Raw genomic sequence first — 22,612 nt, 5'->3', positions numbered from 1 at the left:
AAGTAAAGTCTGTGTTTTGTGCCTTAAAATCGTTATCTTTGCAAAAGATGATAAAGGTGGCGTGCCCACGGCACGCCCATTGTGAACGGAACATGATAGAAAAGAAAAACAGAACGAAGCAGCAGCCGGCAGGAAAGCCTGCTCTGCCCCGTTTTTTTCAGGGGCGTGAGCCCCAGGTGGCCGTGGGCATCGTCAGTGGTGAGAAGATTTGTTTTGCACTGAATGCCCCTTACGAGGCCAAGGGCGACACTGTAACGGGCGAGCAGGAGGTGGAGTTTGCCGAGGGCGGAATCCGCTGGCATGGCAACCTCTACCGCGAGCTGGCTTTTCGGCCCGGAGGAAGCGGCGCATCGTTCTCGCTTCGCAATGTCACCATTGGCATCGATTTTCATTGGGAGCGCAAGGAGACCCAGACGTTTCTGGGGGCCTTGCGCTTTGTCGTGGATGAGGGCAAGGTATGTGCTATCAACGAGTTGACCGTGGAGCATTATCTGGAGAGCGTCATCTCAAGTGAGATGAGCGGCACGTCGAGCTTGGAGTTGCTCAAGGCCCACGCTGTGATTTCGAGATCGTGGCTGCTGGCCCAGATGGAGAAACGCCGGCAGGAACAGGAGAGCGACAGCCGCCCTTTCTCTTTTGTAAAAACGGAGGATGCCCTCATCAGATGGTACGATCGTGAAGACCATGCCATCTTCGACGTCTGTGCAGACGACCATTGCCAGCGATACCAGGGCATCACGCGGAGGACCAGTCCGCACGTGACCGAGGCCGTCCGACAGACACGTGGCCGTATCCTCACGTCGGAGGGCGGGATATGCGACGCACGGTTTTCCAAATGCTGCGGCGGTGCCACGGAGGAGTTTCAGTATTGCTGGGAAGACGTGCCCAAGTCTTATCTACAGGCTGTGGCCGACACTGACAGTCCCGACCGGCTGCCCGACCTCACCGTTGAAGCCAATGCCGATCGCTGGATACGGTCTGCTCCCCGCAGCTTCTGCAACACATCCGACCACCATGTGCTCTCACAGGTGCTCAACGACTACGACCAAGAGACCACCGATTTCTATCGTTGGCACGTCGGCTACACACAAAAAGAACTTTCCCGGCTACTTTGTAGCCGCCTCAATATGGACTTTGGCGCCATTCTCGACCTCGTTCCCGTGGAGCGTGGCCGCAGTGGCCGCATCTCCCAACTCAGGATAATGGGTACCGACCGCACTTTCACCATAGGCAAGGAACTGGAGATTCGGCGTGCGTTAAGCGACACCCACCTCTACAGTTCGGCCTTTGTCGTAGACAAGCTGGAGGTAGATGCCGCCACCGGAGTGCCCGCCCGCTTCGAGCTTACAGGGGCAGGGTGGGGCCATGGCGTGGGACTTTGCCAGATTGGCGCGGCCATGATGGGAGAGAAAGGCTATGGCTACGACCAGATTCTAACCCACTATTATCCTGGTGCCAACATCACCAGAATATACAATTAGACAGTATAACCCTTTTATGAAACCAACACCTCAACCACCTCGCCACACTCCGGGCAGCCCCAGCCGCTCGCCGTGGCTGTGGGTTCCCTCGCTCACCTTTAGCGACAGTCTGCCCTCTGTGGCCGTGATGACCATCTCCGTCATTCTCTACAAGCAGCTCGGACTGAGCAATGCGGCCATTACTTTCTATACCTCCTGGCTCTACTTGCCGTGGGTGTTGAAGCCCGTGTGGAGTCCGTTTATCGATCTTGTCAAGACCAAGCGCACGTGGATTCTGGCCATGGAGGTGCTTATCGGAGCAGCTTTTGGCGGCATTGCCTTTACCATTCCCACCTCGTTGTGGCTGCAAGGGTCGCTCTTCTTCTTCTGGCTCATGGCCTTTGCCGGCGCCTCTCACTGCGTGGCGGCCGACGGTTTCTACATGCTCGGTCTCAATGGCCACCAGCAAGCAGGATTCATGGGCATCCGCACGCTTTTCGACCGCTTGGCCACCATCTTCGGACAAGGCATTCTCGTGATGATTGCCGGCAACCTGCAGGTCATCTTTCGCAACAGCATCTCCTATTCATGGAGCCTGATGTTCTATGGCGTCACCGGATTGTTTCTGGCCCTATGGCTGTGGCACAGCCATGCCCTGCCTTATGCACGCGAGGACGTGCGCCGTAGTTACATCAACGCCCGTACCATTTGGAGTGGGTTTCTGGACACTTTCCGTTCGTTCTTTACCAAGCCGCAGGTGGTGTATGCCGTGCTTTTCATCCTCTTTTTCCGCATGCCCGAGGGGTTGCTTTCCAAGGTGTCCGAGCTGTTTCTGATAGATGCCGGGCACAACGGCGGGCTGGGACTTTCGCCCCAGGAGTACGGACTTGTGCAGGGAACAGTGGGTATTATCGGTATTGCCTTGGGTGGCATCCTGGGCGGAGTGGTGGCCAGCCGTGACGGTTTGCGCCGTTGGCTGTGGCCCATGGTCTTCGCTTTCATGCTGCCCGAAGTGGTCTATGTATTCCTCAGCTACACACTGCCTTCCAGCCTGCTCGTGGTCAACGCCTGTGTTTTTGTCGAACAGTTTGGCTATGGCTTCGGCCTCACGGCCTATATGCTATACCTTATTTATTATAGTCGCGGTGAGTTCAAGACCAGTCATTACGCATTGGCATCGGCCATGATGTTCCTCTCGATGATGCTGCCGGGCGTTCTGGCCGGCACGTTGCAGGAGCAGATGGGCTATCGCCACTTCTTCATCTTCACACTCGTAAGCTGCATTGTGATGGTGCTCGTAACGGCTTTTCTCAAGATAGACCCGGCTTTCGGCAAGAGCAAGGAGGAGAATTGAGCTGCCACTGCCTTTTCATCTTTCAACGAAAAACACCATTTTGAGCATGCTCTTTTGGTGTTTTTCCGTTTTTTCTCTTGCCGATATGGAAACAAAGGGCTATATTTGCACAGAAAATGATTGGCAAGAAGAAAGGAAACGTATGGAAGAAGTAAAGATGACAAAGGAGGTGGCTATGGCTCGCTTTATGGCTGCCAAGCGCAAAAAACAGGAATGTGTGGATAGAATGTCAAAGGAACTGAAAGAACAATACGAGAAAGAAACAGGACTAAAGGCCAGATATATTTCAGTATTGTAATACCTCTTTCGACAGCAAGTATCAACGCAAAGGCTCCGTATAACGTTCAACCGACGCGGAGTGAGGGATTTGTTACGTTCTTCACAGATTATGGAGTGCGCTATATGGTGGGTTTTGAAGCCGATGATATTTCCATGAGCTTCAAGGCTTATCAGCTTGTCATCATCAATGCCAATAACAAGAAATCACCCCGAGACCTTAAAGTCAAAGACACAATCATTGCCATTGTCGAGGACTTTTTCATTAGAAACAATGAAACTTTATTGTATATTTGCGAAACCGGAGACGACAAACAATCCATGAGAAGCAGGTTGTTTGAGTATTGGTTTGCACATTACGAAAGGAAGCTATGGTTTACATTTCTTTCCACCTCCATTGTAGATGAGGACGGAATCGTCAATTTCGCAACCATAATTCTGCGGAATGACAATCCCTATATCACGGACATTATCAGTGAATTTACAAATACTGTAAAGTATTTAAGCGAAAAACCCGAATGACGGGGTATATGCAATGTCCCCCAATCATTCGGTTACTTTCTCTTTTCTCCTGCCACAACTACAGCCTCAACCGTGCCTTGCGGCATACCTGCAAATGTCGCCGCTTACTGTTTGTTTACTACAATCTCATCGGTGAAGAGCCATCCGCCGTCCCTGTCGGTTCTGGCCTCGTAGCGTATGTAGCGTCCCTTGGCATGCCCTCGCCACTGATAAGTGCGGATGCTGAGCTTATCCTCGTCTTTGATAGACGGGCGATGATCGATGGGCGTATAGTTCTTGCCGTCGGAAGACACGGAGATCGTAAGCTCGCAAGGCTGGAATATCCAAAGTTCAGCGAACTGCATAAAATCGGCGGATATGTCGATCAGCTCCGTTTCCTGCCCCATGTCGACGACCACATCCATCTTTTTGTCGGCAATGAAGCCTTGCCACTGGCCGTCTTTATGGCTCCAGTCGCCCTGCTTCCCGTTGGTGAGGGTGGCATCGCCGGCCGCAGCATATTTCTCTGAGTAGGGCGAGAGATAGGTTACTTTCTTGCCTATGGCGGCATGAGACACGCCGGTAAGGCTCTCCTTGCGCGGCCCACTCTCGTGGTGCAAGTCGAAAGGATGATAACCGGCCGTGCGCATTTGGTCGGCCAGGGCCTGTGCCCGCTCTCTGAAGGCGGCATAGTCTTTCGCTCCGCCGTTCCATCCTATCTCGGCAATGGCCATCAGCCGGGGGTATGCCATGTATTCCACACGGTCGGCATGCTCTATATATTCTGTCCACAGATTGCCCTGAACGCCGTCGATCAGGCTGATTTCAGCACTGTCGGCCAATGCTTCAGGCACGGGCTCTAAGGCATAGGTGACTTTCAAGGGGGTGTATCCGCCCATGGCTTCCGGTTGGGTAAAGGGGTTGTCTTGATAGAAATTGAGGTAACACCAGTCTGCCGGACTCATAATAACATGGTGCCCGGCCTTGATGGCCTCTACACCCTTGTCGATACTACGCCATGCCATGACGGTGGAACCCTGCGGAAGCCCGCCGTCTATCATTTCATCCCATCCGATGAGACTGCGCCCGTGCGCCTGAAGAAAGGCATTGATGCGCTTCATCATATAGGCTTGCAGCTGCGACACGTCGTTCAGATGATGGTCTTGCATGCGCTGCAGGCAACGCTTGCACGTCTTCCAATGTTCTGCTGCCGCCTCGTCTCCGCCGATATGAATATATTTGGAAGGGAATATGTCCATCACTTCGCGGAGCACGTTCTCTGCAAACCGAAACGTTTCTTCGGTGCCGATGCACAGATCGGAGTACACTTTGCCGTCGCAGGACAGCTGGGGCAGGGCAAACGTCACTTCCTCGCTGTGGCCGGGCATGTCTATTTCGGGTATCACGGTGATGTGGTGCAGGGCCGCATAGCTTACGATCTCGCGCAGATCATCCTGCGTATAATAGCCGCCATACGCCCCGGCGGCGTCCGCCTCGCAGTAGCGCCGGTCGCCGCTGCTCCACCATTTGTCCCAATGGGAGTGGGTGCGGTAGGCTGTTTTCTGTGTGAGCTCGGGGTAATGCTTGAGCTCCATGCGCCATCCGGCGGCGTCGGTCAGGTGCAGATGGAGGCGGTTCAGCTTCAGGCGAGCCATCATTTCGATTTGCTTCTTGATGAAATCCACCGTCCAGAAATGGCGCGAACAGTCGAGCATAAAGCCTCTGTAAGCGAAACGAGGGGTGTCTTCAACATGCACGAACGGCACCTCGCCCCCCGTGAGCAGCCCCCGCAAGGTCTGGAGACCATAATAAAGGCCCGCCTCGGAACGCGACTTGATGGTGACGCCCTCTTTCGTCGCATCCAGCGTATAGCCTTGAAGCCGTCTGTCGAACGGCACTTGCTCCGGGTCGGCCGCCGGATTCGTGAGCAACAGGCGGAGCTGACCTTTCTTCTTCTTCCCCTCACTGCTTGTCAGATTCATGCCCAACAGCCCGCTTGCCGTTTTGGTCAGCCGGCGGTCTTGGGACGACTCCAGGTTGGTATAAACGCCTGTTTGCTCGTGAATACGGAATTTTCCCGAGCCGTAAACGAGCTGGTTGGGCAAGGGAAGCAGTTGCTGTGCCTTGGTTTCACTTGGCGTCAGGCCCAGACACACACAGCAGACAAGGCCGACAAGAAACGAACGGTTTTGTTTCATCATGATTTTTCTGAATGGATTGCCTGTGGAAACAAGTGTCTTTCCCATGTGTCGTAATCGACCGGCACATGCCTTTTCCACAGTTGTACGGTTGCAAAAATACGGATAAACCGAGACATGGGCAAATTTATACGCATGTTTTTCGAGCCGTGCCCAGCCTGTTCCGCAGCTCTCCGCCCCCTTTCGCGGCTCTCTCCGCAGGGCAGAGCGCCGGCAAAGACGGCAAAAAGATAAAAGGCTGACTTCACAGCCAGCCTAATACATACTATACAAAAACATTATGAATTTCTATTTTATAGCGAACAAGATGTAATTTATGGTATTGTGATATGTGCTTAGAATGGGTGCTTCTCAGCAGCCGGAGCAGTGGCAGGAGCGGCTCTTGCGCTGGCAATAGCGCTCGCACTGCATGCGAATGTCGTATCCGAGCAGGGCACCCAGCATGAAATCCTCTTCGGGCGAGAGCTCGCTGAGCGACTTGTTGACTACAAGCCGGATGGCATCCAGGCACTCCTGGCGGCCAAAGAAGAGGTTGATGGTGTCGGCCCCGGCGGGTTGGACGATGTAGCCAATGTTCTGATGTTCCAGCCGCTTGATGGCAAAATCGGCATAGCGACGGTTGAAAGTGTAGAGCACCATCTGGCGCACACCTTTCTGGTATTCGTAGATGTGGTTCATGAGAACCTTCATCTCTATGGGCACATCAGACATAAGGCTGTGTATTTGTCGGTCTAAATGCAAATAAGGGTAGGGGTGAGGAATAGGGGTGTTTCCTTGTTGTCGATACCTTGCGGTTTAGAATCCGAGTGCAGCCACCCAGGCATCTATGCGCCCGGCGGTCTTGTCGTCTTCGTTCACGTCGTCGAGGGCCAAGCCAACAAACTTGCCATCTACCACGGCGTCGGAGTCGTCGTAGGTGTAGCCGTCGGTCGACACGGCACCCACAACGGTTGCACCGGCAGCCTCGGCAGCGTCGCTGAGCTCTTTCATGCCGGCGCAGAACGTGTCGGAATAGGAGGCAGAGTCGCCGCATCCGAAGATAGCCACCTGCTTTCCGGCGAGGTTTGCACCTTTCACCACGTTCACACCGTCGTACCAGTCGTCCTGCAATTCGCCGGCACCCCAAGTGGAAGTGCCCAGCAGAATGTGGTCGGCGGCCTCCAGTTTGTCGGCGGTCAGGTCGGTTACATTGATGACTTCGGCACCCAGCTTGTCGCCCAGGGTCTGCGCGATGCTCTCGCAGGTGCCGGTTGTAGAGCCATATACTACAATCGTCTTACTCATTTCTGTTTGCTTTTTATTCGTCTTTTGATGTTTACGGTTGCAAAGATAAGCGGTTTTTCCATATCGTGCAATACCTAAAAATAAGGGTTTCGCCGAAATACCTACAAATGGTGACGGCCCGAGGGCTGCGGGGCCGTGGGGCCATGACGGGGAGTTGATGGTTCGGCGGCGGCGAAACGGCGTTGTGTTAGCGGTGAAATCGCGTGGCGATGACGGTGTAATCGCGCAGCGACGACGGCGTAATCGCACGGCGTTGGCGGTGGAATCGCGCAGCGTTTCCCCACGGACGGCGAGTGCAGGGCTGCATGGGGCGTGCGCCCCAAACGCAAATATGCAGACTCCCGGCGGGAATCTGCATATCCTATTCTGCGTTGGAAGCCGCTGTTGGCTTAGTCCAACAGGCCGCGGTTGCTCAGTGTAAGGTTGAGCAGGGTGTTGAACTTGCTGTACTGCTTGTCGTTGAGCACGTAGCCCATGTACTGCAGTTCGCGGGCTGCGGCGGCCTTGACCAGCTCCTTGCGCTGGGCGGCATCGGCCTGGGCGGCCTTGTCCATGTCGCGCACGAAGTTGTTGTGGACAATCTGTACGGCCTCCATCTGATAGTCGTCGAGCCCGAGGGTTGTGCCCAGAACACGGTAGTTCACCGTCATGTCATAGTTGGGAGCAGCCACGGCAACGGCCTGGGCTGCATTCACCGACTTGTTGGCGTCTTTCTCGTTATTGCCTGCAAAGGCCATGGTCATACTTAGCATAGCTACCATTGTCAATACAATCTTTTTCATCTTTTTACCTTTTGAGGGCCGGCCGCTCCGTCGTGCGGGGTGTGCCAGCCGTTAAACATGTTATCCTAACGAAATCCTCACGATTTCTTTTGCAAAGTTAATGCTTTTCGCGGCACGTTGCAAGCAATCTGATAGTCTGTGTGCGGAAACAGCTGTAAATTTTGATATAGGTCAAACCGAGCCGTACAGCCGGCGTTTGGAGACGGCAGAGCAACAATTGTGGGGCGGTGGCCGCGATTGTGGGAAAAAAGCACTATCTTTGCATCACCGTCTCATGTAGGGCGCTATATAATAAGGTATATAACAATAGAAAAAGGAATATGGACAAGAAACCCAACAAGTACATCGACGCTTATTACCAACTCTACGACGTAACCGACGGCGGGCGCATGCTCATCGAGGAAACCACGGCCGACCGCCCTTTCCGCTTCGTCAGCGGAATGGGCTTCCTGCTGGAGGCCTTCGAGGAGCAGGTGGCAGGCCTGGCGGTCGGCGAGACGTTCGATTTCATCCTTGCGCCCGAGCAGGCCTACGGTCGGCACGAGGAGGAGCGCGTGCTTGAGCTCGACCGTGAAATCTTCTTTGTGGACGGCCATTTCGACGAGGAGCACATCTATCCCGACGCCATCGTGCCGCTGCAGAACGAGGCTGGCAACCGTTTCAACGGCAGGGTGGTGAAGCTCACGGCCGACAAGGTGACGATAGACCTGAACCATCCGCTGGCCGGCCGCCGTTTGAACTTCTGCGGCAAGATATTGGAGAGCTGTGAGGCCACCAATGAGGAGGTGGCCGCTTTCGTGAGCAGCAGCGCGGGCCACGGCGAGGGCTGCTGCTGCGGAGGCCATGGTGGCTGCGGTCACGACGGCGAGGGCTGCGGCCATCACGAGGGCTGCTGCGGCCATCATGACCATGAAGGCCATGGCGAGGGCCATCACTGCCGTCACCACGGCGAGGGGGAATGCTGCGGAAAGCACAGGCACGACGACTGACAAAGGGGCAAATCATGAGAAATACGTTTGGAAATGTGTTCACGCTGACCACCTTTGGCGAGAGCCATGGGGCGGCCGTGGGCGGCGTGGTCGACGGCATGCCGGCCGGCGTGGAGATAGATTTGGACTACATTCAGCACGAACTGGACAGGCGGCGGCCCGGCCAGAGCCGGGTGACCACCTCGCGCAACGAGCCCGACCGGGTGGAACTGCTCAGTGGTGTGTTCGAGGGGAGGTCCACCGGCGCTCCCATCGGCTTCGTGGTGCACAACCGTAATCAGCATTCCAAAGACTATGACAACATGCGCCAACTCTTCCGGCCCTCACATGCAGACTATACTTATTTCCAGAAGTATGGCCTGCGCGACCATCGCGGGGGTGGCCGCTCGTCGGCACGCATCACCATCAGCCGGTGTGTGGGCGGTGCGTTGGCGCGCCTGGCCCTGCGCCGTTTGGGCGTCACGGTGACGGCCTATACGGCCCAGGTGGGGCCCGTTGCGCTGGAGCGCGGCTACCGCCACTACGACCTGACACAGGCAGAAGGCAACATCGTGCGCTGTCCCGATGCGGAGAAAGCACGGCAGATGGAAGAGCTCATCCTCCGGGTGAAAGAGGCGGGCGACACCATTGGCGGCATCATTGGGTGCGTGATTCAGGGGTGCCCGGTGGGCTTGGGCGAGCCCGAATTTGGCAAGCTGCACGCCCAGCTGGGGGCGGCTATGCTGAGCATGAATGCCGTGAAGGGTTTTGAATACGGTGAGGGATTTGCCGGTGTGACGGCTCGTGGAAGCGAGCAGAACGATGTGTTCGAGAGCCGCGACGGGCACATCACCACTCGGACCAACCACAGTGGCGGCATCCAGGGCGGCATCAGCAACGGGCAGGACATTTATTTCCGTGTGGCTTTCAAGCCTGTGGCCACCATCCTGCAGCCGCAGCACACGGTGGATTTGCAGGGCCGCCCCACGATGCTCGACGCGCGTGGCCGCCATGACCCCTGCGTGTTGCCGCGTGCCGTACCGGTGGTGGAGGCCATGGCGGCCATGGTCATTCTGGACCATTACCTGCTGAACAAGACTACACGAATGTGATATTTTTGGATGAGCCCAATAATTTAACGTATTTAAACACGGGTTTTCGGAATAATATCGTATATTTGCAATGTCACCGAAGAGGGATTTGCGAAAACCCTGAATCGGTTTAGTTAAGTCTAGTTTAGTTTTTGTGTTGGTTGGGGGCTGTCTCTGCACAGCTCCCACTTTTTGTATTTCCATGTCCCGTTGGCGGCTTGCGGAAAGGCCGGCAGTGCTTGCCGGGACTGCGAGCAGCCGGTTGTGGCGGACTGGAAACAGTTTGGGCCGGTCTGCCCAAACGGCAGACCGGCCCAAACGTAGCTGTGGTACACAGTGCTTAGCGGCGATTCTTCTTCCAGTATTGCTCCAGACGACGGGCCTCCTCTTGGGTGAGCCAGCAAACGGCGCCGTGCTTCTGTTCCTCAAAATTGGTGTGGCGCATGGGGCTTCCGGCATCGCCAAAGTGTCCGAGATTGGTGAAATGGCTGAAGTCTGTGGTGGCGTAGAAGCCGAAGTTGTGCTTCTTTTGACCATAGACGTCGGTCATGAGCATCCACTTTTTCTGCCCGATGAGCTTGTACACATGGGGTGCTTCGCAGCTGACGCTCTCCTCATCGCAGAACCGATCGTCGTAGGTCCAGGGGCCGGTGATGCTGCTGCTCGTGGCCTGTTTGATGCCGGGCGTGCCGTCGTGAGCCACATAGAACAGATGATATTGCCCGTTGCCCCAGCAGATGTCGCCGTCGATGGCGGTGATGCCGGGCTTGGGATAGGTGAAGAGGGGCTTGGGCAGCGAGGTGAAGCGGTTGAAGTCGGGGTTCACGTAGGCGTAGTAAAGGCTGGCCTGGCCCGTGCCTTGGCGCATCGTGAAGTAGACCATGAGGCGGTGGGTCTCGGTGTCATAAGCCGTCTCGGGGGCCCAGGCGCAGCCTATTTCGCGCAGCGAGGCGTCGAGGGAGTCCAGGCAAACAGAGGTGTGGGCCCAGTGGATGAGGTCGCGCGACTTCATGAGCACGAGGGCTCGGTTGTTGCCCCAGCCGTACTTTTCGCCGGGACGCTCCCACTCTGTACTGCGCAAACCCTCGCGTTGGGCATAGATATGCAGGTCGGTGGCGGCCAGGTAGAAGTTGCCTTCAGCGTCTCGATAGATGTGCGGATCGCGTACGCCGCGCTGCCTTGCTATGGTGTCGCCCTTGACAACAGGCCTATCTTCGTTGAGTGCGGTGAAGCTGTAGCCGTCTCGGCTCAGGGCAAAGTGGATGCCGTGGTCGGCATCTTTGTGGTACACCATCAGGTAAGCCCCCATCTTTTTTCCCTGTCGGGCCTGTTGGTCGGCCCAGTATTGCTCCAGCCGCCGTGCCTCTTTCTCGGAGATTTGGCACACGGCACCGTGCTTCTGCTCTTGGAAATTGGTGTGGCGCATGGTGCCCTGGTTTTTGCCAAAATAGCCCAATGGGGTGAAGGTTTTGAAGTCTGAGGTCTCCATGAAACCGAAATTGTGTGGGCGGAGACTGTAGACGTCGTACATCATCACCCACTTGTCCTGGCCGATGAGCTTGTATATCTGTGGGGCCTCGCAGCCCCGTTTCTCGTTGTCTATCTGTCCCTCGGTGTACTGGTAGCCGCTGTTCACGCGGTCGGAAATCATGTAGCGTATGCCGCCGGGCTGTTCCTGGGCCACATAGGTCATGAAGAAGCGGCCGTCGGGTATGGGTGTGATGTCGGCATCGAGCACTTGGATGTTGGGGTCGGGATAGTCGAAGAGCAGCTGTGGCTCGGTCTCCAGGTCGTCGAAACTGCTGTTGGCGTAGGTGTAGTAACAGCGTGTCTTGCCGTCGGGAGTGGCGCGAATGGTGAGGTAGATCATCATACGGCCCGTTGTTGGGTCGTAAATGGTCTGGGGAGCCCAGGCACAACCCATGTCGCCGAAGCGTTCGGGGAACCGCTCGTTGATGAACACTTCGCGGTGGGTCCAGTGGATGAGGTCGCGCGACTTCATGAGCACGATGCCGCGATTGTTGCCCCAACCATACTTGTCGTCGCGCTCCCACTGGGTGGTGCGGAAGCCCTTGGCCTTGCCGTCTACGTGCAGATCGGTGGCCACCATGTAGTAGCAGCCGTCGGGGCCGCGGTAGATGTGTGGGTCGCGCACGCCGTGCTGGGCGGCGATGGTGTCGCCGTCGAGGATGGGGCGGCCGTCGTTCACGTCGGTAAACGTGTGTCCGTCACGACTGGTTGCCATATAGAGGCTCGACGTGGCATCCTTGTGATACACCATAAGATAGGCCCCCATGCCTTTCTCGCCGGCGATGGGACGGGCGGAGGACTTGGTCTTGGCAAGGACAGGAGCTGCTGCCAGCGGTGCCGCCAGCAGCAAGTAGAGGAGGAGATTTGCTTTTTTCATGGATAGTTTTTAGTGTTCTTATATATAATAAGGTGGAGGCAGACTACACGGTGCCTATGATTTCGGTGACGCTCCGGCAGCCGTGGCTTTCGAGCCAGTCGGCCATTCCGTTCTTCACTTTTACGGTAACGGCCGGGTCGATGAAGTTGGCGGTGCCTATTTCAATGGCTGTTGCCCCCGCCATCATGAACTCGATGGCATCCTCGGCGGTCATAATGCCGCCCAGTCCCACGACGGGAATCTTTACCGCATGGGCCACATCCCACACCATGCGCACGGCTATGGGCTTCACGGCAGGGCCGCTGAGGCCGCCCGTGCGGATGCTGAGCTTGGGCTGCCGCCGTTCAATGTCGATGGCCATGCCCATGAGCGTGTTGATGAGCGACACGGCATCGGCTCCCTCTGCCTCGCAGGAACGGGCAATGTCGGCAATGCTTGTCACGTTGGGGGAGAGCTTCACGATGAGCGTCTTGTGGTAAACCTTCCGCACGGCACGCACCACGCTGGCCGCTCCTTCGCAGGTAACACCGAAAGCCATGCCGCCATCCTTCACGTTAGGACACGAGATATTCAGCTCGATGGCCGGGATATGCTCCAGTGTGCCTATCCGGGCCGCACAGGCTGCATAGCTCTCGGGCGAGTGCCCGCTCACGTTGACAATCATCGGTGTGGGCAGATGGGCAATCTGAGGATAGATGTATTGGCAGAAGTGGTCGGCCCCCTTGTTCTGCAGCCCCACGCAGTTGAGCATGCCCGAAGCCGTTTCGGCCATGCGCGGATAGTCGTTGCCCTCGCGCGGCTCGAGCGTGGTGCCTTTCATGATGATGGCTCCTATTTCTTCCAAAGGCACGAGATCCTGAAACTCCAGCCCATAGCCGAAGGTGCCGCTGGCCGTCATCACGGGATTGGCCAACCGCAATTGATTTATCTTTACACTTAAGTCTACCATAACAACCTCTTGATATTAAACACCGGGCCCTCCTTGCACACGCAGAGATTACCCTCTGTAGTCTTTTCCACACAGCACAGACAGGCCCCCAGTCCGCAAGCCATCAGGTTCTCCAGCGAGGCTTCGCATGCAATGTCTTTCTCGCGTGCGTAGCGTGCCACCGCCACCATCATGGGCTTGGGGCCGCAGGTTTGGATGAGGTCGAAGTGCTCACGCTGCAGGATGGAGTGGTTGGTCACGAAGCCTTTCTCTCCTGCTGAGCCGTCCTCGGTGGTGATATGGACAGGCCCCACCTGCTTGAACCAGTCGAGTTCCAGCAGGTCGGCGGCCGTGCGTGCACCGAGCAGGAAGATGGGTCGGCCGCCTGCCTGACGAATCTGTTCGCCCTGATACAGCAGTGGGGCCACGCCCACACCGCCGCCAACAAGGAGCACGCGCCGTGCCCCCGACTCGTCGGCGCTGCTGAATCCACGGCCCAGGGGCAGGAGGCAGTTGAGCTTGTCGCCAGCCTTGAGCCGGGTCAGCCGGCGTGTGCCTTCGCCTACGGCTGCCACGAGCAGCCAGAGTTCGTTGCGCGAGGGGTCTGCCCAGTTGATGGAAATAGGCCGGCGAAGGAAAGTGGTGGGCGAGTGGTCGACCCGTACTTCAACAAATTGACCTGGCTGCATTTCCGGCAGGGGCTCCTCGTGGGTAAGCCTGATGAGCGCGTGTTTGGCACTCAAAGCCTCTGTCGAACTGACGGTCAGGTCAAGACAGTATTTCTTCATGGGTTTATCTTTGATGGATTGTTAGCTCACTGCAAAGTTAGAGATTTTTTAGAGAAGGGGCGACATGGGGGCGTGGAAAGTTTGTGTTTGCACGCGAAAGTCTCCTACAACAGCCCATCTGTGCCCGTCATAGAAATCATAAATGCCGGACATCCGTTGCCCGTACGCTCCGCTTGAAGACGGCAGCCTCTCGAAGCTAAGACAATCGGCACTCGAAGAACGGGTAGCCAGAAACCATTCCTAAAGCCACAGGATATTAGAGAACGGACAGCCGGAAACGCAGCCCAATATAATAAGGTGCCAAACAACAGGAAGCCGGAGCCCAATACCAAGGTCTGGACTCTGGTGTGTGCCATGCTCTTTCCGTTAGCTCTTGGGAGTGAAAGTCTCCCAAGTCTGGTCATCGTAGAAGATGCGAATCTCGGTGATGCGCCGTTCCAGTTTGTCAATATATTTAGTTATCGTTTTATCAATATGGTTGGGTGTCGTGGCGACACCGCCATAAGCATCGCCACTTTGACCTTCAAAAAGGGAGGGGGAGAGGAGACTTTGCTGGCCCTCTTGGTGGACATCTGTTCCGGGTGACTGTTCGCCTGAAGCCACTGAAAGGCTGTCTGTGTACATGGGGCCCGTTCCAAACAGCATCCATTCCACAGAAATGTTGGGCAGATGCGAATGGATCGATTCCACCATCTGTATGGTGGGGCGGGTCCTTCCGTTGAACACGCCACTCAGAGAGCCCTCTGAAATTCCGGTGAACTGGGCGAACACTTTTTGCGACATGTGTTGGCTCTCCATAATTTTCTTGATTCTATCTTTCATAAGCTCCTTTTTGTGGCAGTGCGAGCCTTGGGAGACCGTTTTGCCGTTTTTTGCTTCTATTTGCAAAGGTAAAGTGAAAATTTGAAATCTCCAACGGTTAATCGCAAAAGTTTTACGGTGTAAATTCGAGTTTAAAAACCCGTATTCGCGCAGGGAATAACGGGAAATCGCAAGACGTACAGCCGTTATTCGCAAATCCAAATTCGCATGCTCAAATCAAGACAAAGAGTTTCTGACACATAAATAGCTAATGGATTGACATGTATGCTACTATACAATGTTATATGTTGTACTACAATGCGATTATGCAATAAACGGGCAGACCTTGGCCCAATATACTGTTGAATTTATACGAATGAGAACTTCAAATATCTGATTCTTAGCCATTTGTGTTTTGATTATAAGATTGCATGAAGATTCGATTTGCGTTTTTGAATTACAAACCAAGATTTGCAACCTTGAATTTGACAAACTGAACGGAAGATAAAGATTATGCCTTTTGGTTTTAAAACCTGAACCACGAGCTGCAAAATCTTCAATTTGACACTTTGAATTTCAGCTTGTCGAATTAAAACAAACGTTAACGGTGAATTCGCGCTTCTGGAAAAAGGCTGTTATTTGTGATTTTGAGCCTATAGCGAATGACGATGCACGAACTTTGAAATACGCGAATTTCAAAGGGGGTAAAATGGGTTTAACTCACGGAAAAACAGTGGAGTTAAAGCAAAAAAAGCATCCTTTGAGGATGCTTCTTCCAGAGAAAATAATGCGTTAAAATGTCAAGGAATCAGTGTAAAATGAAGAAAATAAGCTCTTTCATCAGGTCTCCGGCACTCGTATTTGGGTTGTCCAGCCCCTTGCTTTTGGCATCAACCTCGCATATTTTCTCTAATATCTCCAACGTTTTCGTGCCCGAGTAATTCCGCATGCCGGTCATATAGTCGTTGACACCCCAAATACTGCGGAGCTCCAGATAGTCGGCGACGCTTTGTTTGTCGGCCTTGTTGGGCGCGTAGAACGCAATCATGAGATTCTGAAAGTAATTGAAGAGCAACGGGAGAAACGCATAAATGGAACCGGCCTTGGGGTTCTTGTCAAAATAATTAATAATTTGATTGGCCTTGAAAACATGGTGATTTACGATGGCATGACGTAGTTCAAAGGCGTTGAAATCCTTGCTTACGCCGATATTGCGCTCTACCAGCTCGGCCGTTACCCGCCGGTCACCGTCGGGCAAGGAGAGTAGCAGCTTGTCGAGTTCCGATTTCAGCCGGTTCATGTCGGCGCCGATGTGCTCTGCAATCATGCTGGAACTCTTGTCGTCAATGGTGGCTTGGTGCTTGGTGAGGTAGGCCCGGATGTGGGCCGGAAGCTCCCATTCGCGCAGTTTCTTGCTCTCAAACACCACCCCCAAACGTTCGGCCATCGATACAAACTTGGTTCGACGATTCAGCGTTCCGTTCTTATAGCAAATCACCAAAATCGTTTTGGATTGTGGTTTCTCCAAATATTTTTCTAGTCTGTCGAACGAACGCAGGCCTTGTGCCTCTTTCACGATAATGACTTTGCGCGGTGCCATCATCGGGTATTGCATGGCCAGGTCGGCCAATTGGGCGGCGTTGACATCGGCTCCGAAGACTACGGTCTGGTCGAAGGCTTGTTGGTCGGGACTCAAGGCATGGGTCTGGATGTAGTCGCTAATCTGGTCGATGTAGTAAGATTCGTCGCCCATCAATATATAAATAGGTGAGAAATTGCCAGCCTTGAGCGTGTGCATGATGGCGTCAAAGGTGGTTGCGGTTTTCTTTTCCGGCATAATTCTGAGTGGTATTTTCTGTTTCTCGGTGCAATTTGCTACCTTTGCACCAAGAAGATTTCCGTGCAAAGATAATAAAATGATTCCATTAAACCTACCCCTCTTCGACATAAAATTGCAGGGCTCGCGGGAGCATCCGCGCATTCTCGACGTGTTGCGTCGGCGCTATGTAGCCTTGACTCCAGAGGAGTGGGTGCGTCAAAGCTTCGTGCATTACCTCATCGAACACTTGGGTTATCCAGCCACATTGTTGGCCAATGAGGTGAGTCTGCAAGTGGGGCAGAAGCAGTTGCGGGCCGACAGTGTGCTTTATGATCGCCGCCTGAAGCCGCGCATGATAATTGAATACAAGGCTCCAACCGTCCAGCTCACGCAGAAAGTGTTCGACCAAGTCTCTGCTTACAACCTGCTGCTCCACGTAGACTATCTCATCATCTCCAATGGCTTGCAGCACCATTGCTGCCGAATGGATTATCCAAATAAAAAATATTTATTTATGGATCACATTCCGAGATATGAAGAAATCTGACGTTTTGAACGCTCTCCAAACGCCAAATCCCGCATGAAACCATGTATGGTTGCATGCGGGATTTGTGCTGTGTGGGTGGAAAGAGCCGCAATACGTCCTGCGGGCGCACGGACACGGGAGGGTCAGCCTACGGCATCGAAACCCTTGGTGCTGTTGTCACGCATGATGTCTCGGATGTTCAGCTCCTTGTAATCACCGTCCTGATGAGCTGTAGGATCCGGGTGATGAGGCTTGTCCTCCTTATAGTGGAAGCCCTTGTAGTTCAACTCGCCTATACCCCAAAGGGCCACGGCTACAACGAGGAAAGCTATGAAAGCAATTGCTATATTCATAATGGTTGCTTGTTTTGTTGGTATTCGTGTTGCAAAGTTAGTGAATTTTTGCCAAAACGCTGACCTATAGCCAGTTTTTTAACAGAAAAACGCTACCTTTGCTGCCGTTTAGAACAAGACTGAAAGATATGGCAAAATTAGGCAAATGGATAGGAGGTTTCTTTGGTTTTATCACTACGGGCAGTCCCTTGGGCGCATTGGCCGGCTTCGCGCTGGGCGCCCTCTTCGACTCGGACACCGACACAGCCGATGACAAATACACCGGCGACTCCCAGCGTGGACACCGCAGCGGCTTCTCGCAGCAGGGATTCGGCACCGGCAGATACGATACTACTGAGGGCGTGCGCAACACGTTTCGTTTCTCTCTCCTCGTGCTGGCTTCCTATATCATTCGTATAGATGGGCGCGTGATGCATTCAGAGATGAATCTTGTGCGCCAGTGGCTGCGCACCAATTTCGGCGAAACAGCTGTGGCCGAGGGGGAGCAGGTGATGCGCAAACTCTTTGAACAGCAGAAGATGCTCGGCCACGCCGAATATCGTTCGGCTGTGCTCAGCAGCTGCCAGCAGCTACGCCAGCTCATGACCTACGAGCAGCGGCTGCAGTTGCTCAACTTTCTGGTGATGATTGCCCAAGCTGACGGCGTGGTGGTCAGCGAGGAAGTGAATGCCCTGCGCGAGTGTGCCCAGTATTTGGGACTGACCGATAGCGACGTAGACTCCATGCTCAACCTGCATGATGGAGGTTCCAATCTTGACGCTGCCTATAAGGTTTTGGGCGTGGCTCCCACGGCAACGGACGCTGAGGTAAAGGCTGCCTACCGGCGGTTGGCCCTGCAGAACCATCCCGACAAGGTGGCTTCCTTGGGCGAGGACGTGCGGCTGGCTGCCGAACGGAAGTTTCAGGAAATCAATGCTGCCAAGGAAACGGTGTGGAAAGCCCGTGGCATGTAGTTTCAGGTGCCCTTTCTTTTTCCTTTTTCTTATACGTTGAAGCCCCGCCACAGCCTGTTGGCCGTGATGGGGCTTCAATGATTGATGTGGTAAAACTGCTTGGCGAGGCTTATGCCTCTTCGGTGGTTTCCTCGTCTTCTGCCTTTTTGGTGCGGCGTGTGGTACGCTTGCGCTTGGGCTTTTCCTCCACGGCAGCCTCTGTCTTGACACCGGCCAGTTCCGGGTCAATAAGGATACGACCACAATATTCACACACAATAATCTTCTTGTGCATCTTGATATCGAGCTGACGCTGGGGCGGAATCTTGTTGAAACAGCCGCCACAGGCATCGCGTTGCACGTACACAATGCCCAGTCCGTTGCGGGCACCCTTGCGTATGCGCTTGAAGCTCGTGAGCAGACGCGGTTCGATTTTCAGTTCCAGTTCCTTGGCGCGTTCTTTCAGTTTCTCCTCTTCCTCGCGCGTTTCCTGCATGATTTCGGCCAGTTCGTTGCGCTTGTGGTCCAAGTCCTGCTGACGATCGGCAATGGTAGCTTGGGTTTGAGCCAGGTCCTCCTGCCGTTCGGCCACCTTGGCAGTAGCCTCCTTGATCTTCTTGTTGCAGAGTTCAATCTCCAGACTCTGAAACTCAATCTCCTTGCTTAGCGTGTCGTATTCGCGGTTGTTGCGCACCTCGTCGAGCTGCGATTTGTAGCGCTCCACGCTCTGTTGGGCAGTTTCAATCTCGTTGCGTTTCTGGGCAATGGCCTGCTGAAAGTCGGCAATGTCGTTCTCAATTTTGCTCTGTCTTGTGTTCAGGCCGGCAATTTCATCTTCCAAGTCCTGTACTTCCAAGGGCAGTTCGCCGCGCAGGGCACGCTTCTCGTCGATGGCCGACAGCGTGGTTTGCAGCTGGTAGAGTGCGTTCAGCTTCTCTTCGACCGACAGCTCTGTGGGTTCTTTCTTCGTCATAATGTGTGGGTATGTGATTTAAAATGTTACAGATAGATAATCGGATTGGTGTTCGTCCGCGTCAGGTGGCACGTTACACCCGGACAGGCCGCGGTAATAACGTCGCGGAACACCTCGTTGGTGAACTGCTCGCTCTGGTAGTGTCCAATGACGGCAATCTGCACTTCCTGCTCATGTCCGAAGTATTCGTGATAGTGCATCTCACCTGTAACAAAGGCGTCGGCCCCGGCAGCAATGGCCTGGGGCAGCAGGAAAGAACCCGCTCCGCCGCACAGGGCCACCCGTTCGATGCTGCGGCGCAGCAACTGGTTGGCCGAAACACATTCTACATCAAATGTCCGCTTCAGCATCAGGATAAAGTCATCAGCTGCCATGGGCTCCGCCAACCGGCCGATAACGCCTTCTCCTCCAGCCACCGTTTCGGAAGACTCCTGTCCGTCCGCACCCGGTATGGGCACCGATTGTTGCCGTCCGAAGAAGTGCAGATCGCCGAGTCCCAGCTTCTGTGCAATCCTGTAATTCACCCCGCCGCGGGCACTGTCCATGTTGGTGTGCATGGATACGATGGCCACATGATGCTCTATGGCTTTCATCACGGTGCGCTGCACGTAGTCCTCGCCCGTGATGCGACGCAGTTTGTGGAATATCAAAGGATGGTGCGACACAATGAGATTGCAGCCCAAGGCCACGGCCTCATCTACCGTTTGCTCGGTTACATCCAGACACAATAAAGCCCCTGAGACTTCCGCTTCTGTTAATCCGAGCTGCAGACCGGCATTATCATAGTCTTCCTGCAGGGGCAGAGGCGCGAATCGTTCAAGGGCGTTCACCACTTCTTTTATTTTCACGCTAAAGTACGTTTAGGGTGCAAAGATAGTGAAAAGTGGGCGAAAAAGTTGGTGTACTCTTGCTTTTTAACCAAATTTAGCGTGCTCTCCGTATGCCGAAAAGCAGTCAATCCTTGGTACGTTGGGTATTTTTCCGTATTTTTGCCACGAGGAATAAAGACCGAAGATTATGGCAAGCTATATCAGATTCGACTGGGCCATGAAGCGTATGCTTCGCGACAAGGCCAACTATGGGGTGCTCGAAGGACTCATCACCACGTTGTTGGGCAAGCGTATCAAGATTCAAAAGCTGCTGGAGAGCGAGAGCAACCAGGAGCATGAAGACGACAAGCAGAACCGTGTGGACGTGCTTGCCGAGGATGAGAGCGGCGCACTCTACCTCATTGAGGTACAGAACGAGACCGAGTTTGCCTATTTCCAGCGTATGCTTTTCGGCACTTCAAAGCTCGTCACCGAGTATATTAACCGTGGACAGGGCTACGAAAACATCCGTAAAGTATATGCCATCAACATCGTTTACTTCAAACTTGGCGAAGGTAGCGACTATGTTTATCACGGCAAGACGGAGTTTCGGGGCATTCACGACAACGAAGTGTTGCGGCTCTCGCCCTTTCAACAGCAGAAATTCAGCGTCGATGCCGTGAGTGATCTCTATCCCGAGTACTGGATTCTCAAGGTAAACGACTTCAGCCGTTGGAGCCGCGTGCCGCTGGAGCAGTGGATTTATTTCCTCAATACAGGCGAGATTCCCGACGATGCCGACGCTCCGGGCTTGGACGAGGCCCGGCAGAAGCTCAAGCTGGATCACATGACACGCGAGGAGCTCCGCGCTTATTACCGTCATTTGGACAATGTAGTCATTCTGCGCGACAATATCACCACGGCACGTGGAGAGGGTAAATTAGAGGGCCGGGCCGAGGGAATCGCCGAGGGTAGAGCCAAGGGAATCGCTGAGGGTAGAGCCGAGGGAATCGCTGAAGGGCGGGCTGAAGGCCGAACCAAAACCTTGACGGAAACGGCTCGCAAGCTCAAGGCCATGGGGCTCCCAGCCGAACAGATTGCCGAGGGAACAGGGCTTTCCATAGAGGAGATAGCCCGGTTGTAATGCTTTCGTCGCGACAATGGCGGCTATCAGAGCCTTGGGGCGGCAATTGTTTTTTGTATGTTATGGATTTGAGTTTCTCTTTTTTATGAAGACTATTCTTGTTGCCGCGCGGCGCAATCTCGGCAAGCTGTCCTTTCGTACTGGTGTCATGACGCTGTTGCTCTGCATTCCTTTTTATATCCTCTCCTTTGCCCAGCTGGCCTTTGTCACCTCTGCCGTAGCCAAAGGCGTGCTTTGGTTCATCCTCTTTGGCTTGGCCAAATGCTTCCAGTATGCCGGTCTCACCATCCTTGGAGTCGAGGGCGTGAAGCGGCTGAAAGTGTGGTGGAAGCAAAAGAAAGGGTAGATTCCCAGGAATCTACCCTTTCCTTTCTCCGTGTTTCTCCTTTCGATAGCCGCTGGCCGTGAAGACAGCGAGCAACTCCTGGTGCTGATTGTACACACGAACTTCGGCAAATGGCATCTTGTGGTGGTTCACCACCTCGTGTCCTTCGGCCGTGAGCCGATCGCCAAGTCTGGCCGATTTCACATACGTGATGCTGGCATTCGTGGTGAGTGTACTGATGCCATGGCTGTTCACGGCGGCGGCAAAGGCCAGGTCGGCCAGGGTGAACAGGGCACCGCCCTGACACACTCCATAGCCGTTGAGATGGTGTTCGGCCACGGTCATCACGGCTTTGGCATATCCCTCATGGGCTTCCACCAACCGGGCGTCAATGTGATTGATAAAACGGTCGCTCTGGAAATAAGTCAAGGTGTCCATCATTCGGCCAGTTTCAGCAAGTCTTTGTCGTCGAGTGCTGTGAGCCGGTGTTCTGCGATAATCCGGTCGGCCCGCTCTTTGTTATCGGTCTTAAAGATGAGTACGCCCCGGTTTTTCAGCAGGAAAGAGTACAGATAGTTTATCTCTATCTCGTCGGCTGCAAAGATTTCCAGTGCATCTGCGGCCATGCCCGGCGTGTTGTCCAGGCTGATTGCTTGTACCTGCGTGAGCGTAGCAGTGATGCCAGCCTCCTTGAGCACCAGGCAGGCGCGCTGCGGCTCCGTGCAGATGACACGGCAGATACCGAAGTCCTGCGTGTCGGCCACGGTGGTGGTGATGAGCTGTATCCGTGATTGCTTGAAAAGGCGCAACACCTTTTCAAGCGTGCCGGCCTTGTTTTGTATGAAGATTGAAATCTGGTTTACCATGAGTCTGTGGGTTGTTGGGTTAAGAAA

Annotated in this window: 23 protein-coding genes and 1 pseudogene; 10 read left to right on the top strand and 14 right to left on the bottom strand. The window is 54.4% G+C overall.

The window, feature by feature from the left end; genetic code table 11:
• Positions 1 to 164: 164 nt before the first annotated feature.
• The 4 genes and pseudogenes from L888_RS0106005 to L888_RS0105990 form a co-directional block, all read left to right on the top strand.
• Positions 165 to 1,481, top strand: a pseudogene (locus tag L888_RS0106005) (SpoIID/LytB domain-containing protein); the annotation flags it as partial.
• Positions 1,482 to 1,497: 16 nt separating this feature from the next.
• Positions 1,498 to 2,814, top strand: coding sequence for an MFS transporter (locus tag L888_RS0106000; protein WP_015298483.1), 1,317 nt, complete (start codon positions 1,498 to 1,500; stop codon positions 2,812 to 2,814).
• A gap of 40 nt (positions 2,815 to 2,854) precedes the next feature.
• Complete coding sequence (locus L888_RS13445; RefSeq protein WP_156924988.1) at positions 2,855 to 3,112, top strand: hypothetical protein; 258 nt, start codon at positions 2,855 to 2,857, stop codon at positions 3,110 to 3,112.
• A gap of 104 nt (positions 3,113 to 3,216) precedes the next feature.
• On the top strand, positions 3,217 to 3,612 hold the full coding sequence (locus L888_RS0105990) for a DUF6169 family protein (protein WP_084567346.1): 396 nt from the start codon (positions 3,217 to 3,219) through the stop codon (positions 3,610 to 3,612).
• Positions 3,613 to 3,716: 104 nt separating this feature from the next.
• Here the strand turns inward: L888_RS0105990 and L888_RS0105985 are convergent, their stop codons facing one another.
• From L888_RS0105985 to L888_RS0105970, 4 genes are all read right to left on the bottom strand, one after another.
• Positions 3,717 to 5,792 carry a glycoside hydrolase family 20 protein gene (locus tag L888_RS0105985; protein WP_245594830.1) on the bottom strand — a complete coding sequence of 692 codons (2,076 nt, stop codon included), beginning with the start codon at positions 5,790 to 5,792 and terminating at the stop codon, positions 3,717 to 3,719.
• A gap of 348 nt (positions 5,793 to 6,140) precedes the next feature.
• Complete coding sequence (locus L888_RS0105980; RefSeq protein ID WP_005844482.1) at positions 6,141 to 6,500, bottom strand: DUF2023 family protein; 360 nt, start codon at positions 6,498 to 6,500, stop codon at positions 6,141 to 6,143.
• Between the two features lie 84 nt (positions 6,501 to 6,584).
• A complete protein-coding gene (gene fldA, locus L888_RS0105975) occupies positions 6,585 to 7,073 on the bottom strand; it encodes a flavodoxin FldA (protein ID WP_005844480.1) in 489 nt (162 codons plus the stop codon).
• A gap of 389 nt (positions 7,074 to 7,462) precedes the next feature.
• Positions 7,463 to 7,855, bottom strand: coding sequence for a hypothetical protein (locus tag L888_RS0105970; RefSeq protein ID WP_005844478.1), 393 nt, complete (start codon positions 7,853 to 7,855; stop codon positions 7,463 to 7,465).
• Between the two features lie 320 nt (positions 7,856 to 8,175).
• Between L888_RS0105970 and L888_RS0105965 the strand changes: the two genes are divergently transcribed.
• The gene (locus L888_RS0105965) at positions 8,176 to 8,844 is read left to right on the top strand and encodes an FKBP-type peptidyl-prolyl cis-trans isomerase (RefSeq protein ID WP_027952223.1); all 669 of its coding nucleotides are present in this window, start codon (positions 8,176 to 8,178) and stop codon (positions 8,842 to 8,844) included.
• Between the two features lie 14 nt (positions 8,845 to 8,858).
• On the top strand, positions 8,859 to 9,935 hold the full coding sequence (aroC, locus tag L888_RS0105960; protein ID WP_027952222.1) for a chorismate synthase: 1,077 nt from the start codon (positions 8,859 to 8,861) through the stop codon (positions 9,933 to 9,935).
• Positions 9,936 to 10,254: 319 nt separating this feature from the next.
• On the opposite strand, the gene L888_RS0105955 is transcribed toward aroC, so the two are convergent.
• The 5 genes from L888_RS0105955 to holA all read right to left on the bottom strand — a co-directional run bounded on the left by L888_RS0105955 (position 10,255) and on the right by holA (position 16,675).
• Positions 10,255 to 12,321, bottom strand: a complete 2,067-nt coding sequence (locus L888_RS0105955) for a glycoside hydrolase family 43 protein (RefSeq protein ID WP_027952221.1) — start codon at positions 12,319 to 12,321, stop codon at positions 10,255 to 10,257.
• Positions 12,322 to 12,364: 43 nt separating this feature from the next.
• Positions 12,365 to 13,270, bottom strand: coding sequence for a dihydroorotate dehydrogenase (locus L888_RS0105950; protein ID WP_027952220.1), 906 nt, complete (start codon positions 13,268 to 13,270; stop codon positions 12,365 to 12,367).
• Positions 13,264 to 14,037 (bottom strand): dihydroorotate dehydrogenase electron transfer subunit, encoded by a 774-nt coding sequence (locus L888_RS0105945; protein ID WP_027952219.1) that lies wholly within the window; start codon positions 14,035 to 14,037, stop codon positions 13,264 to 13,266. Before L888_RS0105945 ends, L888_RS0105950 begins: the two co-directional genes overlap by 7 nt.
• A gap of 366 nt (positions 14,038 to 14,403) precedes the next feature.
• The gene (locus L888_RS0105940; RefSeq protein WP_027952218.1) at positions 14,404 to 14,859 is read right to left on the bottom strand and encodes a helix-turn-helix domain-containing protein; all 456 of its coding nucleotides are present in this window, start codon (positions 14,857 to 14,859) and stop codon (positions 14,404 to 14,406) included.
• A 787-nt stretch (positions 14,860 to 15,646) separates the two neighbouring features.
• Positions 15,647 to 16,675: a DNA polymerase III subunit delta gene (holA, locus tag L888_RS0105930; RefSeq protein WP_027952217.1), complete on the bottom strand. Its 1,029-nt coding sequence runs from the start codon at positions 16,673 to 16,675 to the stop codon at positions 15,647 to 15,649.
• Between the two features lie 79 nt (positions 16,676 to 16,754).
• Between holA and L888_RS14040 the strand changes: the two genes are divergently transcribed.
• The gene (locus L888_RS14040) at positions 16,755 to 17,204 is read left to right on the top strand and encodes a type I restriction enzyme HsdR N-terminal domain-containing protein (RefSeq protein WP_075261850.1); all 450 of its coding nucleotides are present in this window, start codon (positions 16,755 to 16,757) and stop codon (positions 17,202 to 17,204) included.
• 122 nt (positions 17,205 to 17,326) lie between these two features.
• Here the strand turns inward: L888_RS14040 and L888_RS0105920 are convergent, their stop codons facing one another.
• Entirely contained in the window at positions 17,327 to 17,536 is a 210-nt protein-coding gene (locus L888_RS0105920; protein WP_027952215.1) for a hypothetical protein, read from the bottom strand.
• Between the two features lie 128 nt (positions 17,537 to 17,664).
• Here L888_RS0105920 and L888_RS0105915 point away from each other — a divergent pair, with 128 nt between their 5' ends.
• Positions 17,665 to 18,489, top strand: coding sequence for a TerB family tellurite resistance protein (locus L888_RS0105915; protein WP_027952214.1), 825 nt, complete (start codon positions 17,665 to 17,667; stop codon positions 18,487 to 18,489).
• A 109-nt stretch (positions 18,490 to 18,598) separates the two neighbouring features.
• Here L888_RS0105915 and L888_RS0105910 read toward each other — a convergent pair whose 3' ends face one another.
• Together L888_RS0105910 and L888_RS0105905 are read right to left on the bottom strand one after the other, a co-directional pair.
• On the bottom strand, positions 18,599 to 19,441 hold the full coding sequence (locus L888_RS0105910; protein WP_005844455.1) for a zinc ribbon domain-containing protein: 843 nt from the start codon (positions 19,439 to 19,441) through the stop codon (positions 18,599 to 18,601).
• Positions 19,442 to 19,467: 26 nt separating this feature from the next.
• Positions 19,468 to 20,289, bottom strand: coding sequence for a Nif3-like dinuclear metal center hexameric protein (locus L888_RS0105905; protein ID WP_027952213.1), 822 nt, complete (start codon positions 20,287 to 20,289; stop codon positions 19,468 to 19,470).
• 169 nt (positions 20,290 to 20,458) lie between these two features.
• On the opposite strand from L888_RS0105905, the gene L888_RS0105900 reads away from it, so the two are divergent.
• Complete coding sequence (locus L888_RS0105900) at positions 20,459 to 21,394, top strand: Rpn family recombination-promoting nuclease/putative transposase (RefSeq protein WP_027952212.1); 936 nt, start codon at positions 20,459 to 20,461, stop codon at positions 21,392 to 21,394.
• 85 nt (positions 21,395 to 21,479) lie between these two features.
• The gene (locus L888_RS0105895) at positions 21,480 to 21,740 is read left to right on the top strand and encodes a hypothetical protein (protein ID WP_015298476.1); all 261 of its coding nucleotides are present in this window, start codon (positions 21,480 to 21,482) and stop codon (positions 21,738 to 21,740) included.
• Between the two features lie 12 nt (positions 21,741 to 21,752).
• Here the strand turns inward: L888_RS0105895 and L888_RS0105890 are convergent, their stop codons facing one another.
• Positions 21,753 to 22,157, bottom strand: a complete 405-nt coding sequence (locus L888_RS0105890; protein WP_027952211.1) for a PaaI family thioesterase — start codon at positions 22,155 to 22,157, stop codon at positions 21,753 to 21,755.
• Complete coding sequence (locus L888_RS0105885) at positions 22,157 to 22,585, bottom strand: amino acid-binding protein (RefSeq protein ID WP_027952210.1); 429 nt, start codon at positions 22,583 to 22,585, stop codon at positions 22,157 to 22,159. Before L888_RS0105885 ends, L888_RS0105890 begins: the two co-directional genes overlap by 1 nt.
• Positions 22,586 to 22,612: the final 27 nt, after the last annotated feature.

This window comes from Hallella seregens ATCC 51272 (genome assembly GCF_000518545.1).
Lineage (GTDB): Bacteria > Bacteroidota > Bacteroidia > Bacteroidales > Bacteroidaceae > Prevotella > Prevotella seregens.
Note: the sequence above shows the minus strand (reverse complement) of the source record. Positions and strands in the feature narration are given on the sequence as shown.

Coding starts and splice junctions, on each gene's coding strand:
- L888_RS0106000 (WP_015298483.1), top strand. CDS start 1,498: ATGAAACCAACACCTCAACCACCTCGCCACACTCCGGGCAGCCCCAGC.
- L888_RS0105990 (WP_084567346.1), top strand. CDS start 3,217: ATGGTGGGTTTTGAAGCCGATGATATTTCCATGAGCTTCAAGGCTTAT.
- L888_RS0105985 (WP_245594830.1), bottom strand. CDS start 5,792: ATGATGAAACAAAACCGTTCGTTTCTTGTCGGCCTTGTCTGCTGTGTG.
- L888_RS0105980 (WP_005844482.1), bottom strand. CDS start 6,500: ATGTCTGATGTGCCCATAGAGATGAAGGTTCTCATGAACCACATCTAC.
- fldA (WP_005844480.1), bottom strand. CDS start 7,073: ATGAGTAAGACGATTGTAGTATATGGCTCTACAACCGGCACCTGCGAG.
- L888_RS0105970 (WP_005844478.1), bottom strand. CDS start 7,855: ATGAAAAAGATTGTATTGACAATGGTAGCTATGCTAAGTATGACCATG.
- L888_RS0105965 (WP_027952223.1), top strand. CDS start 8,176: ATGGACAAGAAACCCAACAAGTACATCGACGCTTATTACCAACTCTAC.
- aroC (WP_027952222.1), top strand. CDS start 8,859: ATGAGAAATACGTTTGGAAATGTGTTCACGCTGACCACCTTTGGCGAG.
- L888_RS0105955 (WP_027952221.1), bottom strand. CDS start 12,321: ATGAAAAAAGCAAATCTCCTCCTCTACTTGCTGCTGGCGGCACCGCTG.
- L888_RS0105950 (WP_027952220.1), bottom strand. CDS start 13,270: ATGGTAGACTTAAGTGTAAAGATAAATCAATTGCGGTTGGCCAATCCC.
- L888_RS0105945 (WP_027952219.1), bottom strand. CDS start 14,037: ATGAAGAAATACTGTCTTGACCTGACCGTCAGTTCGACAGAGGCTTTG.
- L888_RS0105940 (WP_027952218.1), bottom strand. CDS start 14,859: ATGAAAGATAGAATCAAGAAAATTATGGAGAGCCAACACATGTCGCAA.
- holA (WP_027952217.1), bottom strand. CDS start 16,675: ATGCCGGAAAAGAAAACCGCAACCACCTTTGACGCCATCATGCACACG.
- L888_RS14040 (WP_075261850.1), top strand. CDS start 16,755: ATGATTCCATTAAACCTACCCCTCTTCGACATAAAATTGCAGGGCTCG.
- L888_RS0105920 (WP_027952215.1), bottom strand. CDS start 17,536: ATGAATATAGCAATTGCTTTCATAGCTTTCCTCGTTGTAGCCGTGGCC.
- L888_RS0105915 (WP_027952214.1), top strand. CDS start 17,665: ATGGCAAAATTAGGCAAATGGATAGGAGGTTTCTTTGGTTTTATCACT.
- L888_RS0105910 (WP_005844455.1), bottom strand. CDS start 19,441: ATGACGAAGAAAGAACCCACAGAGCTGTCGGTCGAAGAGAAGCTGAAC.
- L888_RS0105900 (WP_027952212.1), top strand. CDS start 20,459: ATGGCAAGCTATATCAGATTCGACTGGGCCATGAAGCGTATGCTTCGC.
- L888_RS0105895 (WP_015298476.1), top strand. CDS start 21,480: ATGAAGACTATTCTTGTTGCCGCGCGGCGCAATCTCGGCAAGCTGTCC.
- L888_RS0105890 (WP_027952211.1), bottom strand. CDS start 22,157: ATGGACACCTTGACTTATTTCCAGAGCGACCGTTTTATCAATCACATT.
- L888_RS0105885 (WP_027952210.1), bottom strand. CDS start 22,585: ATGGTAAACCAGATTTCAATCTTCATACAAAACAAGGCCGGCACGCTT.